At 41.4% G+C, this 15,752-nt stretch carries 18 protein-coding genes; 10 read left to right on the forward strand and 8 right to left on the reverse strand.

The window, feature by feature from the left end; all coding sequences use genetic code 11:
• Positions 1–13: 13 nt before the first annotated feature.
• Together FLA_RS21910 and FLA_RS21915 are read right to left on the reverse strand one after the other, a co-directional pair.
• Entirely contained in the window at positions 14–850 is an 837-nt protein-coding gene (locus FLA_RS21910; protein WP_076382529.1) for a polysaccharide deacetylase family protein, read from the reverse strand.
• Positions 851–1,191: 341 nt separating this feature from the next.
• Positions 1,192–1,818, reverse strand: a complete 627-nt coding sequence (locus FLA_RS21915; protein ID WP_076382530.1) for a hypothetical protein — start codon at positions 1,816–1,818, stop codon at positions 1,192–1,194.
• Between the two features lie 604 nt (positions 1,819–2,422).
• On the opposite strand from FLA_RS21915, the gene FLA_RS21920 reads away from it, so the two are divergent.
• The 5 genes from FLA_RS21920 (at position 2,423) to FLA_RS21945 (ending at position 6,266) form a co-directional block, all read left to right on the forward strand.
• On the forward strand, positions 2,423–2,698 hold the full coding sequence (locus tag FLA_RS21920; protein ID WP_148666375.1) for a hypothetical protein: 276 nt from the start codon (positions 2,423–2,425) through the stop codon (positions 2,696–2,698).
• Positions 2,699–2,886: 188 nt separating this feature from the next.
• Positions 2,887–3,492 carry a hypothetical protein gene (locus FLA_RS21925; RefSeq protein ID WP_144264183.1) on the forward strand — a complete coding sequence of 202 codons (606 nt, stop codon included), beginning with the start codon at positions 2,887–2,889 and terminating at the stop codon, positions 3,490–3,492.
• 54 nt (positions 3,493–3,546) lie between these two features.
• Positions 3,547–4,749 carry a hypothetical protein gene (locus tag FLA_RS21930; protein ID WP_076382533.1) on the forward strand — a complete coding sequence of 401 codons (1,203 nt, stop codon included), beginning with the start codon at positions 3,547–3,549 and terminating at the stop codon, positions 4,747–4,749.
• Between the two features lie 713 nt (positions 4,750–5,462).
• Entirely contained in the window at positions 5,463–5,894 is a 432-nt protein-coding gene (locus FLA_RS21940) for a MarR family winged helix-turn-helix transcriptional regulator (RefSeq protein WP_231940311.1), read from the forward strand.
• Positions 5,895–5,909: 15 nt separating this feature from the next.
• Positions 5,910–6,266, forward strand: a complete 357-nt coding sequence (locus tag FLA_RS21945; RefSeq protein WP_076382535.1) for a GIY-YIG nuclease family protein — start codon at positions 5,910–5,912, stop codon at positions 6,264–6,266.
• 76 nt (positions 6,267–6,342) lie between these two features.
• Here the strand turns inward: FLA_RS21945 and FLA_RS21950 are convergent, their stop codons facing one another.
• Entirely contained in the window at positions 6,343–6,744 is a 402-nt protein-coding gene (locus FLA_RS21950; protein WP_076382536.1) for a helix-turn-helix domain-containing protein, read from the reverse strand.
• Positions 6,745–7,874: 1,130 nt separating this feature from the next.
• On the opposite strand from FLA_RS21950, the gene FLA_RS21960 reads away from it, so the two are divergent.
• The 4 genes from FLA_RS21960 to FLA_RS21975 all read left to right on the forward strand — a co-directional run bounded on the left by FLA_RS21960 (position 7,875) and on the right by FLA_RS21975 (position 9,651).
• Positions 7,875–8,240 (forward strand): hypothetical protein, encoded by a 366-nt coding sequence (locus FLA_RS21960; RefSeq protein WP_076382538.1) that lies wholly within the window; start codon positions 7,875–7,877, stop codon positions 8,238–8,240.
• Between the two features lie 8 nt (positions 8,241–8,248).
• Positions 8,249–8,467: a hypothetical protein gene (locus FLA_RS21965; protein ID WP_076382539.1), complete on the forward strand. Its 219-nt coding sequence runs from the start codon at positions 8,249–8,251 to the stop codon at positions 8,465–8,467.
• Complete coding sequence (locus tag FLA_RS21970) at positions 8,460–8,726, forward strand: hypothetical protein (RefSeq protein WP_076382540.1); 267 nt, start codon at positions 8,460–8,462, stop codon at positions 8,724–8,726. Before FLA_RS21965 ends, FLA_RS21970 begins: the two co-directional genes overlap by 8 nt.
• A gap of 139 nt (positions 8,727–8,865) precedes the next feature.
• A complete protein-coding gene (locus FLA_RS21975) occupies positions 8,866–9,651 on the forward strand; it encodes an alpha/beta fold hydrolase (protein WP_076382541.1) in 786 nt (261 codons plus the stop codon).
• 176 nt (positions 9,652–9,827) lie between these two features.
• Here FLA_RS21975 and FLA_RS21980 read toward each other — a convergent pair whose 3' ends face one another.
• From FLA_RS21980 to FLA_RS22000, 5 genes are all read right to left on the reverse strand, one after another.
• Positions 9,828–10,841 (reverse strand): outer membrane protein assembly factor BamB family protein, encoded by a 1,014-nt coding sequence (locus FLA_RS21980; RefSeq protein ID WP_076382542.1) that lies wholly within the window; start codon positions 10,839–10,841, stop codon positions 9,828–9,830.
• A complete protein-coding gene (locus FLA_RS21985; protein WP_144264184.1) occupies positions 10,841–11,323 on the reverse strand; it encodes a hypothetical protein in 483 nt (160 codons plus the stop codon). The genes FLA_RS21980 and FLA_RS21985 overlap by 1 nt, the downstream gene beginning before the upstream one ends.
• A 627-nt stretch (positions 11,324–11,950) precedes the next feature.
• Positions 11,951–12,388, reverse strand: coding sequence for a hypothetical protein (locus FLA_RS21990; protein ID WP_096511244.1), 438 nt, complete (start codon positions 12,386–12,388; stop codon positions 11,951–11,953).
• Positions 12,389–12,460: 72 nt separating this feature from the next.
• The gene (locus tag FLA_RS21995; RefSeq protein WP_144264185.1) at positions 12,461–12,679 is read right to left on the reverse strand and encodes a hypothetical protein; all 219 of its coding nucleotides are present in this window, start codon (positions 12,677–12,679) and stop codon (positions 12,461–12,463) included.
• Positions 12,680–12,803: 124 nt separating this feature from the next.
• Positions 12,804–14,354, reverse strand: coding sequence for a hypothetical protein (locus FLA_RS22000; protein WP_076382545.1), 1,551 nt, complete (start codon positions 14,352–14,354; stop codon positions 12,804–12,806).
• 199 nt (positions 14,355–14,553) lie between these two features.
• Between FLA_RS22000 and FLA_RS22005 the strand changes: the two genes are divergently transcribed.
• Entirely contained in the window at positions 14,554–15,723 is a 1,170-nt protein-coding gene (locus FLA_RS22005) for a 2-isopropylmalate synthase (protein ID WP_076382546.1), read from the forward strand.
• The last annotated feature ends 29 nt before the right edge of the window (positions 15,724–15,752 follow it).

Genomic DNA, 15,752 nt, shown 5'->3' on the forward strand with positions numbered 1-15,752 from the left:
CTTCTCCCGTAAACTACTTCTGCTGCACCATCGGATAGTGATCTATGGTTTCAAATACATTCCGTGGATCTTGTTTCAGGATAGTAATAAAGCGCCTTAACGAATCGGCATACTGTGCGCTGGCAAACATGCGGTCATGCGCCAGAATCACTACCGTATTAGGCGTATAACTGGTATAGTTTTCAAATTTGGTATTGACTTCCTGCGCCATTTTTTCGGCACTTTGAATTGGAGTAGAATTGCCTTTAAAGCCCCATTCCACATCCCAGCCAATAACATCATACCCCAATGAGTCTAGTTTTTTACAAACAGCCAGCGGAATTTTCGGGCCACGAATTTCTCCTTTATGCACCCAGTTATTATTACCAGGCAGGCGAATAATTTTCACAGGTATCTTCAGTTCTTCCCCAGCGCGTAAAAAATCTTTTACGGCGCTATCTGCATGTGTGTAAAAATTGCGGTAGTTGTTTTTAAACCCATGCGAATAACTATGGTTGGCAGTTAAAAACTCCGGATAACTGTTATGCAAAGAATCTACAATAAGCTTACGCCTGTGGTCGAACTGGTGCATACCCACCAGAAAAAATGTGGCTTTAACGCCCTGTTCGTGAAAAACAGCTTTACACATATTTGTTCCCGGAGGCTGCGGGCCATCATCAAAAGTGAGGTAGATATACCTTTTGGTACTGTCCAGCTTCATAGGCGTGCCCGGGCCTGCAGGAGCCACTACTACAGGTTTTGTACTGTCTGCCGCTGCTTTATCCTTCTTGTCTCTCCCCCCGCAGGAGGCTAACATTCCCATAATAGCAGCAAAAAGAATCGAAGAGGTTACTGTTTTTTGTGTTCTCATTTCGGAAATACAGTTTAATCAAATGAATATAAGCTATTTAACCCGAAAACCGTGCCGACTGCAACAGCCTGCCCCATTCTATTGAGTAACAGGTGCCTTATTGAACTTTCAAAAATTTCTAAAAATATTTTCACTAATACTTGTTAGTTTAAATTCTATGCTGTTATTTTGATACAGCAAATGCAAACAACGCATGGCTCTCTAACAGATACTTGCTAAAAGATTACTTGCCAGAAATAATAACGATTGCCGGTTTAGTACCCGCCATATGAAAAGAGGATATTTTGATTGTGTTTAAATGAATAACGCGCCGGTTTATCCGGCGCGTATTTTTTTGCCCCCTATCCTCCAAACACGACTACACTTACTTCACTGTTTTGACCTACAGATTCGTCGTTGCTATAACAACGGGCCATATACTCACGAATCTCCGCTTTACCTGCCACTTTTAACGGCCTGGTATCTTTGTAGGGCGAACGTTCTGCGTTGCCAATCTCTTCCCATTTTTCTTCTGTATCACGGATACGGGAGAAAATGGTTACACCCGTTTGGCCACGCTTATTAAAGCCCACTTCCACATATTCCGGAAAAACATTCACTTTAAGTGTTGGCTGAAGTGTAAGTCTGCTTTGAGCACCTGTAAGATTGATAATGCCCAATGCGCCACCTATATTTTCCGTAAACGATGCATGCCGTTTTAACACTACCGCAGTGTTGGCTATAAAGTTAACCTCCTCATTACGCACCATATTCTTCAACAGAACGGCATCTGAATAGTCTTGTTTTTTAACAACAACCGTTAATAATGCATCAATAGCTTTCTGAGCCTTATCCGTCAACTCTGACACCTGGATAGCCGTAAGGCCCAGCGTTGGCCCTACAATCGTTATCTGTTCTTTAAAATTGTTTAACCAACGAACTAATTCGGCATCTGCTGCGGGAATAAAATAACCATATGTCTTTTTCATTTTTTACAATTTGATAGATGAATAAATGTCCAAACCGCTACTGGTTTGGGTGCCGGAACAGTTGCCGTACCTCTCTGCTTCTTCTTGTACAATGATCCGGGAAAGAAGCGGAAAAGGTGCCGGATGAATGGCCATTCTGTTGCTGCCCGATTACGATGTAAAATTGGCGAGGCGGCGAGATTTTGCAAAACATGTGACACATATGTGTCGGCTTCAAACGCAGTGTGGACGCGGTAAAATAGTTTCAAAAAAGTTTTTTGCGATAAGGGCAAAAGCAACTGGAAATGATATTATTATTTGATAATCAGCTAGATGTACTTTTTTCAACCCGCTTTCTGACACATATCCGACACATATTTTCTTGTAAAACACCTGCTACATAAGGGTTTTAGCAATAATATAATGCTTTATATATATACTTAAAAAGTGCATATAAGACCAAAAACGACTTTATTTTTTCTCCAGAGAGTTGGGCGAAATGCCCAGAGAGTTGTGGCATTTGTCCAGAGAGTTCCCTGAAATGCCCAGAAGGTTGTGGCATCCTTTCAGGGAGCTCTCTGATTTGCCCATAAGGTTGCCTGAGCATTCCAGGCAACTCTCTGAAATGGCCAGAAGGTTGGGCCATCATCTCAGGGAACTCCCTGATTTGCCCAGAAGGTTGCCTGATCGTTCCAGGCAACTCCCTGAAATGGCCAGAAGGTTGGGCGAAATGCCCAGAGAGTTGGGCCGGCAAATTCCTGAGCCTTCTGAAGAGAGTAAAAAGATCCTGGAAAAGTACAGGGAGCTTTTTGGAGAAGTGCTAAAATTTTCTGAAGTGATGAAGGTATTGGTGGTAAGCGCCAAGGCACTCCCGATTAATTTGCCGGAAGATACGGAATAAAGGAAAGATCTGGTGGAAATGATTCACCAACTTATGGAAGCCATTTAAGAACTAGTGGATGAAATGGACAAGTGTTCAGAGACCCCGGGAAAATATCCAATTCTTTCTTACATTTGATTTCCTCCACTATCCTGCCTGAATAACCACTGTTCTGATACTTTAAAATTTATTTTATTATGTATACTGACATGGAGGGATTTCAAGAATATGAAGGTGAAAGTGAATGTGAGCAGATGAGTTCGCCGCAATACAAAGAATATGCGAAGGCCTACAAAGGACTGCTGCAATCGTTGCTGAACCTGAGGTTTTCCTGGGAAAAAGACCCCGAAGATTTTCTGGCATTAGTGCTGTTAACCTACAAAGCCATTATCAATGGAGGGCCCGGACCGCTTACAGAACTTACAAAAAAAGATATAGCAGATGGTATTGTTTTACCGGATATTAATATTGTTGCTGCTGTATTTGAAGAATGGATTCGTGTTGACTACGGTGTATACCAGAATTTTCAGCAGTTAAAGCAAAACGCCATTCCTTCTGATAAGATATTTAACGAAGAGTTGCTGGTTTTGGCCGAGAGCAAACGTAACGATTTTGGTGCCATGAAGGAAACGAGTCATGGCGATGGGGCGCATATGATTACCTCTCCACTTTACGAAGTGCCACACCCTATTACCAAAATATGGGCAGAAGCTTTTACCCGTAAGCTGGCAGAGCGTATGAAGCTTTATGATGAAAGCCTGTGCGAAATTTTGCTAGGTCATAGCGTTCATAAAGGCGCTTATATGGTTATTTAAACCAGACCACTTATTCCTTTTATTGTACCCTTTTAATCGATTGTATTCATTACTATGAACGAACTGCCAGGGCAGCCAACTGCCTTACCTCAACCGTCACAATTACTGGCGCTTACGGAGCTTACAACAATAATATATGATTTAACCAGCTCTTCACACAGAAAAGTATTGTTTGATTCCGAAACATTGGTTAATCACATAGGTGCATTGGTTACAGAATCTATTCATCATATACGTGCCCTATGCCAGCAGTTAACACCCAATATGCACGAAAGTCTCACCAACCGGTGTGTTATAGTGGCCGACCTGGCAACACTGGTGAAACAGTCGTCGCAGCTAAAACGTTATCCTGAAACTGCGGAGAAAGCTATTATAGAAGGATTGGAAAATTTATGCCTGGTATTTCACAGGCAGCTTTACCAACTATTTCCATCTGATTATCAATTGCCACACAGCTACCTGAAAATGGAAGCGACCAATGCCAGCAGGCAGTATCAACGTTTATTATCACAGTATCCTAACAACAAGTTGTTGAAAGCTATATTGCGGCCAGTTAATAAGTTCGTACATCATACAGCTGCTAACAATACCAAAAAGTGTATTGATTATAATAACATCCTGCTGGCTAACATTAAGCTATGGCAACGTAAGAATGGAACACAGGACGAATTATATGAAATAGCGCTTACTATGAACCTGAACTGTCCGCGTTTTATGCACCATATGGCAAGCGAAGCCAGTTACATGCTGCAATCGTTTGAAAAGAGTGCCGACAAAAGCGGCTATATTGAACAGTTGCAGAAATTATTTTTACAGGCTTCCACCAGCACGAAATGGCGATCATCTGCCTACGGTGCTTACCTGCCAGATGACCATCCTGTTTCAACACAAGTGCAACAATGGTTGAGCAATCAATCCAACCTGGTAAAGCTGGATATTCCTGAGCCTGTTGAAACTTTGGGTAGCGATCGTATAGAAATGCAGGAGGATGCGGCATTTTTTAGTATTCTTTTCCGCATTATGATAACAGAGGGATTAACGAAACTGAGAAAATTTGGTCCTGTAATCCGGATCATCAGCCATATCGTTTCTTTTGGGAAGACCATTGTACCCAGCAGTACCAATTTGATACAGCTTGCCAGTAGACGTGTAGACAGTGCCGTGTTAGATAAATTGGAAGACTTTTTTGATAGGTGCCTGGTGCTTGTGAGAAAGATAAGACGTAACGAAGGGAAATTTCCTGATGAGGAAGGATAGGATAAATGAATCTGGTGCCTCTTACTTGAAGAAGTATTTGCATTGATTCTCATTTAGTTATTGTGTTGCTTTAATGCCTAAATTTGGTATATAGATAGATTGGCAACTATATCTGAGAGAATTGAGCAGTTAATTTTATACATTGGGGGTGCGTTAAAATGACTAATCGAAGTAAACAGAGTAAGTTGATTTTTGAACTGTCTCGTGTTCAAAAAGAGATCCGATTCAAAGAAGTATTGGATAAAGCTATGTTGCAGACGTATGCTATGGATAGGCCGTTAATCTATCGTAATAATCTTTGTATTAAAAAAAACCAATTCATCCATCAACATAAGAACGGGAGAGTTTTTTTGATTGAGCAAAATCAAAATGATTCAAAAGAACGAGTTATTAAAGAGCTGCATTAATTTATGTCTGCGCCAAGGCTTTTTATCATAGCTGGCCCTAACGGTTCAGGAAAAAGTTTGTTCTCCCAAGTATTTTCAGGCTTAGAGCTCAATACTGAAATAGTCTTGATCCCTGTGTACAAAAGTTGTGGAGTGATGAGTAAAGATTATGGGTGTCAGACTATTTTCTTGTAAATATCGCTCCTTTATTTCTTTCATATCCTTATGTTGTGCATCTTCACTAAGCCCCTTTGTTTCTGAAAAAAATATTGACATTAACAGGAAAATTATATTTTCGCATCATTAAATAGTTGATTAGTCAAGTATATGTCAATAATAAATGAATCTCTATTATTACTTATCAACCTTTCCAAAGTGCAAACCGTGGTGTCGCGCCGGTTCGACCGGTTGAATGCTCATGGAATAGGTTTCAGCGATTTTGTGATTTTGTATTTGCTGAATAGTGCTCAGGATGGGAAAATGAGAAGAGTAGACCTGGCAGAGAAAACGGGACTTACCGCCTCAGGTATTACACGATTGCTAAGTCCGCTGGAAAAAATTGGCCTGGTAGGACGGGAAGTAAATGAAAGAGATGCTCGGGTAAGCTATGTATTGCTTACGGCTGCAGGGAAAAAGATATACGAAGAAGCCAGAGTAACAGCAGAGCATACAGCAAAAGATATTTTACCTGCCGGTAAAGCTAAGGCTGTAAAGCTGCTGGCAGAAATGTTGTCGGGACTGGGTGGTAATATTCAGTAATTACAATTGAACAATATGGAAAAGGCATTACGAAAACAATTAATAGAAGAAGCTAAAAACAAAAAATCTGTTATGGGTGTGTTGTCTCTGAAAAATACGCTTACCGGAAAACAATACATTGAAGGTTCGCTAAACACAGACGCCCTGGTAAACAGAATCCGTTTTTCCCTTAAAAATGGCCTTTTGAAAAATGAAGCGTTACAAAAAGACTGGCAGGAGTTAGGAGAAAGCTGTTTTGTATTTGAGGTGGTTCATATTGTTAAAAGAGATGAGAAGCTTTACACCAATTATTCCAAAGAGATTCAAAAAGCAACCACTGCGGTAATTGCACAACAGATAATCAGTAATGGATTGTTATACAACGAATTATAATTTGATAGCCTAAAACAAAGAGGTCTGCATATTGAGTGCAGACCTCTTTTGTTTTTAGCTTATTAAAGTTATGCTATTACTTCTTTTCGTTGAGCAAGCGCTCCAATAAAGCTGCTTTCTCGTCCTTTTCTTTGAGCAGGGCGTCATAAACTTCAACCAGTTTTTCAATTGGATTAAAGTTTAATGTACAATGGTTATTGAAACCTTGGTTTGTACTATTATCGTGAAAAGTGTTAGTAATTATGTTAACTACTTTTTCTTCATCGAAATTCTTAATTGCATCTGCTGGTACATTTAAAATCTTTGCTATTTGGTCCATAAGATCATCGGGGATTGTTTCCTTTTCTTCCAGTCTTGATACTTTCTTTTGATCCCAGTCCTCCCCCAATTCCAAGGCAACAGTTTCCTGTTTAACTCCAAGGATTTCTCTCATACGCTTAAAGTTCTTTCCGTGATGTGGATGGTTAGTGTTTGACATAAAACTGATTTAAACTAGACGCCTGTAATATAGCAATAATTACAAATTAGCCTATTGCACCCGGTAAAAAAGGCAAAAAAGGCCTTTTTTAGTCAGTCTTTGCCTGTGATAGACGCCAAACAGTTCCTTATTTTACAAAGTAAATATTACATTTGTCGTTCTTCATTGAATGTGAAGGACTTCGCTATAAGTCTCTGCCTGAAAACCGCGAATTTTCACAGAACCGAGATGATAGCAAAGCCTGCTCTATAGTATTTTGCCTATAGGGTAGGTTCCTATCAGCTTATCGGTTCAGGGCTCTTCGCGGTGCCTCAGGTTGGTAAGACGGAACCTGTCCTATAGGCAATTTCATTTCCGGGCACGTTACGTCTACCAGAGACTTACATTTCATAACCTATAAAATGTAAGCGTATGTCGCATCTTATCACAGTATTACAATTCCAATAAACAGCAATTGTTATGCAGTATAGCTGCTAACAGGAATTTCAATTTATTAGCCAGCGGTTGCCGTTATTCTTCATGGAAAACGGAGAATTGATGTGTTGGTAACAGGCACTAGCGGTGGCCGCATGGCTATAACCTTCCAATTGTTTATATGGCATTCCGATTTGCATTTACTCCACAAGGGTTACCCATATTCCGTTTGCAGGTTTGTTGGAAACGGCTACCATTTATCTCGCTTCTCATTTACTGGCTCTGTCAAATGCTGAGTACAGCCCTTTTTAACCTGGTGGCAGGTTCTCCGGTTTCTCTTATTCAATTACTGACTATTAGAAACACCTGGTACACTTACCTGCTCTTATGTGGGGTGTATATGTTGACAATAGTGTTTTTGTTTGGTAAATTGTACAAGCGGGCAAAACGTGTTAAAAGAAAAAGGGGCTACATAATTCTGCTAATACACATTGCCGTATTAACCCCTGTTTACATTGGGGCTGCTATCCTCTTCCATAGCTTAGTCATTGGGCTTGTTTTCATTATTACCTACACTTTATATGTAGGCTTATCCAGGTTACTTATTGCCAAAGACCTTCTTTTCAGAATACAGATGTATGACGGAGCTACCATTCATCACTATTAACCTGCACATCACTTCCTGAGTATTTCCTAACGATTAATATAAATGACACATGAAGTTTCAAACACTGAAAGCCACCTTCAAGCTTACAGATGATTTTTTGTATGCCTGCAACTGTACAGGTAAAACGCCCGAACAAGTATTGCAGCAGTTTGCTGACCGGGTAACGATTGTGGGGTATCTGGAAAAGTACAATACCAGTTCCTCCAAACTGGCAGGCGAGTTTATAAAGCTCTGCAACTGGCATTTACAGGTTGAAAAGAAGCTGCTGAAAGAAAACACCATTAAATACAGTATATCCAGTGGTTTTATGCAGAAGATAGCTAAAGTGATACACTCTGAAAAGCCAAAGCCAGAAAAGGCTTTACTGTACCAGCAAATTATACACGACTGGAAAAGCGCCGTACTCACCTTGTAAAAAACACAATGGAAAAGGATATCACCCTTCGCATTGGTGAAGAAATGACATTGCTATGCGATGCCCTACGGCTCGACCCTCATGCGGTTTTGCAGCTGTATATCGATCATGTTTCCATTGAAAAGGTAGAAGAAGAACCTCTTAGCCAGCCTGTGGTAATTGCTACCGTTTTAACCGTCAGAGATGAGCTAAATAAACACAAACCAATTGCCGATAATCATGAGTGAAGAAAATAAAGACCAGCTATTAAAAGACATTCACCTAGAAGTTCTCCACTTCTTTCTAAATAACCCATTTGAAAAGACCAGAAAAGAATTTTGGGAGTGGATGACCGCTTATATCTACTTCAGAGGTGAATTAATAGGTGGAAAAGAAGCAGGCGAATCTCTTTTTTTCTATGAACAGCTTATAGATATGATTGACAGCTTAGAAGAATTTTTAAATAAGATTAAGCAACTGGACGATATGAACGAGCTAACCATTTAATTAACACGTATTTCATTAAATAATAATTTCTATCATTACGGAAGTGCCATTATGGGGCTAGGATTAAGCCTTCAAAATCAAACTACACCGCGTTTTAGCTGGAACTTAGATAATAGCTTATATTTGATAACGTATACCCATGACAAAAACGTACACTCCCCAACAAACCACCTCCCAGGGACATGCTATTCCAGTCGGCAACATCGAAATATATTACGAAGAATATGGAGTAGGAAAACCACTGGTGCTATTACATGGTTTCGGCGGCTGTACACAAAACTGGCACCCCTTCACAACTCAACTGGCAGAACATTACCGCCTGATCGTTATAGACCTGCGTGGCCATGGCCGCTCTACCAATCCAGAGAACAAATTCACTCACCGGGAAGCCGCCAACGATGTATTCCTTTTACTTGATAAGCTGGGAATTGATCAATTCTACGCTATGGGCATGAGCACCGGCGGAATGATCTTATTACACATGGCTACAAACCAACCGAAACGCATTGAAGCAATGGTATTAATCAGCGCTACTTCCCATTTTCCCAATCAGGCAAGGATTATTATGCGAAGGGCCTCTTTCAATACCATGCCTCAGCAAGTAGTAGAAATGTATCGGGAGTGCGCCAAACGCGGCGATGAACAGATTCAGCAACTCATTACACAATTCAACGCCTTTCACGACAATTACGACGATATGAATTTTAAACCGCAAGACCTGGCTGCCATTACAGCCCGCACACTTGTGATACATGGCGACCGTGACAACTTTTTTCCTGTTGAAATCCCCATCAGCCTCCACCGCTCTATACAAGACTCCACTCTATGGATTATCCCCGGAGGTGACCACGTGCCCATTTTCGATACCACAATTCCCTTCACCACAACAGCCCTTCAATTTCTTGACAAAGCAGACCGTAAATAACCATCACCATTTAAAAAGAAACAATAGAAAGATCTTTTATCATACTCCATAACTTTTGTACATAATCCATTAAAACCCCGATTTTTCATTTACACAGTTTATGAGATAGTGTCTTCGATGACTGCCAGTTGTAACTATAGGTGCCGGTTCCTCCTCGTATTTAAAAATATCAGATCTTACTCCTCCCTCTCAAACACATAAAGATTAAACGCGCTGTCATTCAAAAATACATACTTCTCCCCCCCAATAGGCTTATTGTTTAAAACCTCACCCTTTGCCAACGAGATCTCTGTCTGCCAAACGATCCGCTCCTGATGTATATCAAAAACCCCAAAGCGATTCCACCCATTATTCATATTATCCCCTACAAAGTAGATCTTATCCTCAAAGATACTACTACGCTGTACAAATAAAGGCACCCCATTCATATCCCCCTCGATCCGCTGCAGCACAGTAAATCCACCCTCCTTCATATCAAGACACATAAACAACACCCCATAAAGCAAATAATATTTATCACCATATTGCCCCCCATGCAAAGGAACAGATATATTCACCGGCAGCTCATTCCCCTCCCTATTATATAATGCCGTATTCCAAACCATTGCACCAGTTACCACATCCACCGCTGCCATCGTCTTCTTATTCAATAAACAAATAACCTTATCCTCAAAACTCGTGACTATATGTAAAGACGCTCCTTCATCCAACACTAACCACTCCTTCGCCTCACCAGTAGCAAAAGATAACGCATACAACACATTCTCCCTGTCTACTACCCTAAAATACAAAACACCATCATGTACCAATTGTCCGTTAGCCAACGAAGCTTCGTACCACCACTTCTCTTCCCCCAACAAATTAATCCTTTTCAACCCCGTTTTCCCCTCCTCAAAACATATCACGATGATATCATCCTCCACAATCCACATAGGATACAACTCACTCCCGATCTCCCTTTTTACCCCCTCACGTTCATACACCAACCGGGTATTACAATTATACACGATCCCTTGATTCAGGGGAAGCACCCTAGTATAAAAATCCTTTACATCCACCTCCAACACCCTTCTTGAAAGCGCCTCCTTATTCAATTCAATCATCACTTGCTCATGATAAACATACAAACAGTGATCCGTCTTCGCATCCACACCATAATATCCGACTAATTTATCCTTTAATCTATACATTAATTTAAGCTTTGAATAAAAGACAATAGACTAGTATTCGTAGTCTGAAGCTCCGTTTTGAATTCCTGAGCGGAAACATATTCCCTATCAAACAATTCATTCAACCTTGCAATAGTCTCTACAGTACCACCAGGCCCCAACCACTCATCCGCCTTTTCTAGCAACCCCATTGCATAGCGAAGATATGTCCACAATTGCCTGGAGAAAGTAACACGCTTCTCAATCTTGTTTGCAAATGTGTCTATCCATTGATTTCCCCAACGCTTAAACTCAAAATAATCCGCTTTGTTCACAATGATATCAAACAAACACTTACTGGTCATATCGCTAATGTTCCCATCAAAATCATCCGAACCCTCCAGATTATCGATCGTATTATCAAAACGAAGACTTCCTCCAGGGAAAAGTTGAGGATACTGACGCAATATCCTCATCTGGAATGCCGTACCATACACTGTCCTTCGTACTTTCACCTTTTTCACATCCCTCCAAAGATTACTTGCCTTCGTATTATCAGGATTAGAATAATTATTCGAAAAATACATAAAGTTACATAACCCCCGGACCTTATACAGTCGAAATCGTCTTGATCCGACAAGACCACGCGTCGATCATCAACAATAAAAAGCCTTCAGATTTATCACCTGAAGGCTTTTAACCTGCGGAGAGCAAGGGATTCGACCTTAATTGTCGAAGTCTTTTTCTTACTTGCACCATCCGAAACATCTCCACCTCATCTCCAATTATGCGCATTTCCCCTTTTCATTCAATATCAACAAGTTATTCTCACGCACTATTTTTCCTCCCGGCCATACATATTGAACTTTCAAAAATTTCTATAAATTCTTTCCCTAATTCTTGTTAGTATCAAATCTGTGCTGTTACTTTGATACAGCAAATGCAAATAACGCATAGCTCTCTAACGAATTACTTGCTAAGATTACTTGCCAAAATAAACAACGATTGCCGGTTTAGTACCCGCCATATGAAAAGAGGATATTTTGATTGTGTTTAAATGAATAGCGCGCTGATTTCTCAGCGCGCCTTTTTTTATAGCTAGCCCTGCAACAGGCTGTTATACAGTATTACCATCATCAATTGTGCCACCCTTACCGGTTATCTCCCAGGCTATATTCGTTATTTTCTTCATCTTCCTCTCCAATCTCTTCATTTTCATCGTCATCCTCACTGCCCGGCACGTCCAGCGAATCTTCATTTAACAGCTCACCGTCCTCGTCCCGGTTGTCCACCCGGGCGTTTCGCACATCCAGGTCTTCATCGCTGGACATGCTTTCAGAAGTTTGCTGTAGCAACTCCTTTTCTTCGGGTGTTACATCCGATTCGTCTAAATCATCGTCATTTTCAAGTATTCTTTTACCTTCTTCATCACCGGAAGAGATGGTTACATCCCCTATTCCGTTTAACGGGGCAGGGCGAACATGCTCCTGGCCGGGAATATCTTCCACATCTGGTAAATCAATAGTAGCAACTTCTGGTTTCAGCTTTGCTTCATCCTTTGCACTGTCTTTAATATCATTCCTTGCCATAGTATTCAGTTTAGTGTTCGTAATAAAAAATCCCTTCCCATGCACAAAGGCATGGGAAGGGCACAACAACTACTACTCACAATCACCTTCTTTATGTTGGTCTTTATTTTTCTTTTTAGAGGCTTTAGCCGCAATCTGTGTTTGTAAATCGGCATCGTATGGAGCCGAAATACCATGCTTATCTGTGGGGTTACCTATACCAACCGCCGGCCCTCCTTTGGCGCCTTCGTCTCTTGATATATCTGCATTCTCTGTGGCAAATCCTCTGTTATCTGTTTTAGTGTTAGGCATAGTGGTAATTTTTAATCGGTTAACTAATACCTGTTTACCTAAAAATTGCATGCCACCAAAGCACACCGCCTGGCAGTGTTACTGCCAGGCGGTTAGTATGTAGAAGATTATGTACGTAGTGAGATTAACCTTTCCCCTTTCTCCCCTGTAGGTACATGCTGCGGCGCACCTCCTGCACGGGCACCTTCTGAATTTTGCTTTCCAGCCACGAAATGATATCGAGATACATAAACGAACGGGCTTCCAGCGGACTGCCACGGCGTTTTTCCAGTTTTTCTTTTAAAGCCTTGAAGGCAGGAATTACCTTATCGGGTGCCAGCGAAAACGATTTGCGCAAAAAACGGAACACATCTTCTTCCACCACACTCAGGTTTTTCATTTTAGCCATAAAGCGATATACCGACTTAATCAGGTATTCCAGCAAGTCCCAGTTGCCCAGCTCGTAATGCGCTATCAGGTGCAGCAAACGGGCATAACACTGCAAATCTGTTCTCAAATCCATGCGCAGGTTAATGATCCTGTTCAGGTAATCAATCGCCTTTTCATTCTCACCGCTGCCAAAATACAAACAGGCTATTTTATAGTAAAACACCAAAATCCGGTGCCTGTCCAGCTGCAACCGGTATTCTTCCAGTTTTTCCTCCAGGCTATCCACCAGTGCCAGCCCCTCCGAAAAGGTGCCTTCTAAAAAGTGCTTGTTAATTCGCGAGATGTTGAGATATACAAAAGTTTGAATACGCACATTGGTATTGCTTTCCGCTTCCTCCGAAGCACCAAACGCTTCAAAGTTGTTCAACGCCTTATTAAAGCCATCGTAGTTTTCCAGCGAAAAATGGGCGCTCAGCAGGTTGTGCATACCCTTAATATATTGTACCGGCTCTATCGCCTTCATTTCCGGCTCACTGTCGAACAGGTTTACCCATTTCTGCGTATAGCGATAATACATCAACAGATCCTGTAGAATAAAGCCATACCAGCAATACGACTGATACAAATACATTTTGGCGTAAAACTTCAAATCACCCAGCTGATGCACCGGCAGGTTGGCTTCAAAAAACAGATGCACCATGCTCACATCCTTTTCATCCCGTGCATGCCCCATTTTAATATACCAGCTGTATAGCTGTAGCGACAGGTTGGATAGTTTATTCTGCACATTCAAATGCGCATTCACTTCCGTTACCTCGTGCGAAAGCTGTTCGGCCCTGTTTTCAATACTGCGGGTAATATGCAACGCCTCAATCTTCTTTTCAAATATCAGCGCCTGCATCTGGAAGGTGACCTGGTTATGATCCTTCGCCATCTGCTTAATTCTGTCCAGCAGTTTTAAGCTCTGGTGATACAACCCCTTATTATATAATATACGCGCGTAGCTGATCTGCTCGTTCAGCTGTATTTCCACATTATCATCCTTCGTAAAACGAAGGCTTGTTAGTATTTGCTTGAATAAGTGGGCCTTTAAATTAGAGAGTTGCTGCTTCTTAATATCCGGACATTTTTGCAGTAATAAGGCTTCATCATATAGCTGCATACCGTCCAGAGCATCAAATAACGACACCATTTTCAGGTCGTCGCTACCCGCATTTCGCTTTACAAAAACCTTAAAATTGCGTTTTTCCGCCTTTTCAAGCGACTTTACCAGTTGGAATAGTTCGTCCGTTGACCGGTTAGACATCGTAATTACTTTTTTTAAAAATCCTTATCCACATTGCATTTCAGGGGAATTTCACCCGCTTATCCTTCGTAGAAATGGCCATATTTTGACCTAAAAAGCCAAAAAACCGGTTCTATTTTCGAAGTACAGACTGTTTCACAACAAATTTCGGCAGGCAGCCTAAAAGTAAGCAGTCTGTATTCTTTTATAACAATTTGCTATGACAAATAACAAAATTCACATTTTTGACACTACGTTGCGCGATGGCGAACAAGTCCCTGGCTGTAAGCTGAACACTAAAGAGAAAATAGAGTTGGCGTTACAACTGGAACTACTGGGCGTAGATGTTATTGAAGCCGGCTTCCCTATTTCAAGCCCTGGTGATTTTGCATCTGTGCAGGAGATAGCCAAAATAGTGAAAAACGCTACTGTGTGTGGTTTAACCCGTGCCGTGCAAAAAGATATAGAAGTGGCAGCAGAAGCGCTGAAACCAGCTGTACGCCCCCGTATACACACAGGCATTGGCGCTAGTGACATACATATCAAATCTAAGTTCAACACCACCCGTGAAGATATCCTGGAGCGTGCTGCCAAAGCCACTAAACTGGCTAAGAACTTTGTAGATGATGTAGAGTTTTTTGCAGAAGACGCCGGCCGTGCCGATATCTCTTTCCTGGCAAAACTGGTTGAAACCGTAATTGCAGCAGGTGCCACCGTGGTAAACATCCCCGATACTACCGGCTATTGCCTTCCGCATCAATACGGCGAAAAAATCGCTTACCTGTACAACAACGTACCTAATATAGATAAAGCTATTATCTCCTGCCATTGCCATAACGATTTAGGCCTGGCTACTGCCAACTCTATTGCCGGTGCTATTGCAGGCGCCCGCCAGATTGAGTGTACTATTAATGGTATTGGCGAAAGAGCAGGTAATACCTCATTGGAAGAAGTGGTAATGATTATTAAGCAACATAGCTCATTAGGTTTATACACCGATATCAAAACCGAAATGCTGAACCCGCTGAGCCAGCTGGTATCAGACACCATGCGTGTACCCGTGCAGCCTAACAAAGCCATCGTGGGCAGCAACGCATTTGCACACTCTTCCGGTATTCACCAGGATGGCTTTTTGAAAGAGTCATTGACTTACGAAATTATTACTCCGGAAGAAGTAGGCGCCAGCGGTTCTAAAATTGTATTAACGGCACGTAGCGGCCGCAGCGCTCTGGCACACCGTTTCCAGAAAATAGGATACGACTTCAACCGTAATGATATTGATGTATTATATCAGCAATTCCTGCACGTGGCAGATACTAAAAAAGAAGTAGAAGACAGCGATTTACAAGTGTTGGCAACCAACTACGTTCCTGCTGAGGTAAATGCATAATTGATAGTATAGATATTGATGGCTTAATA

Source organism: Filimonas lacunae, from assembly GCF_002355595.1.
In the GTDB taxonomy this organism is placed as follows: domain Bacteria; phylum Bacteroidota; class Bacteroidia; order Chitinophagales; family Chitinophagaceae; genus Filimonas; species Filimonas lacunae.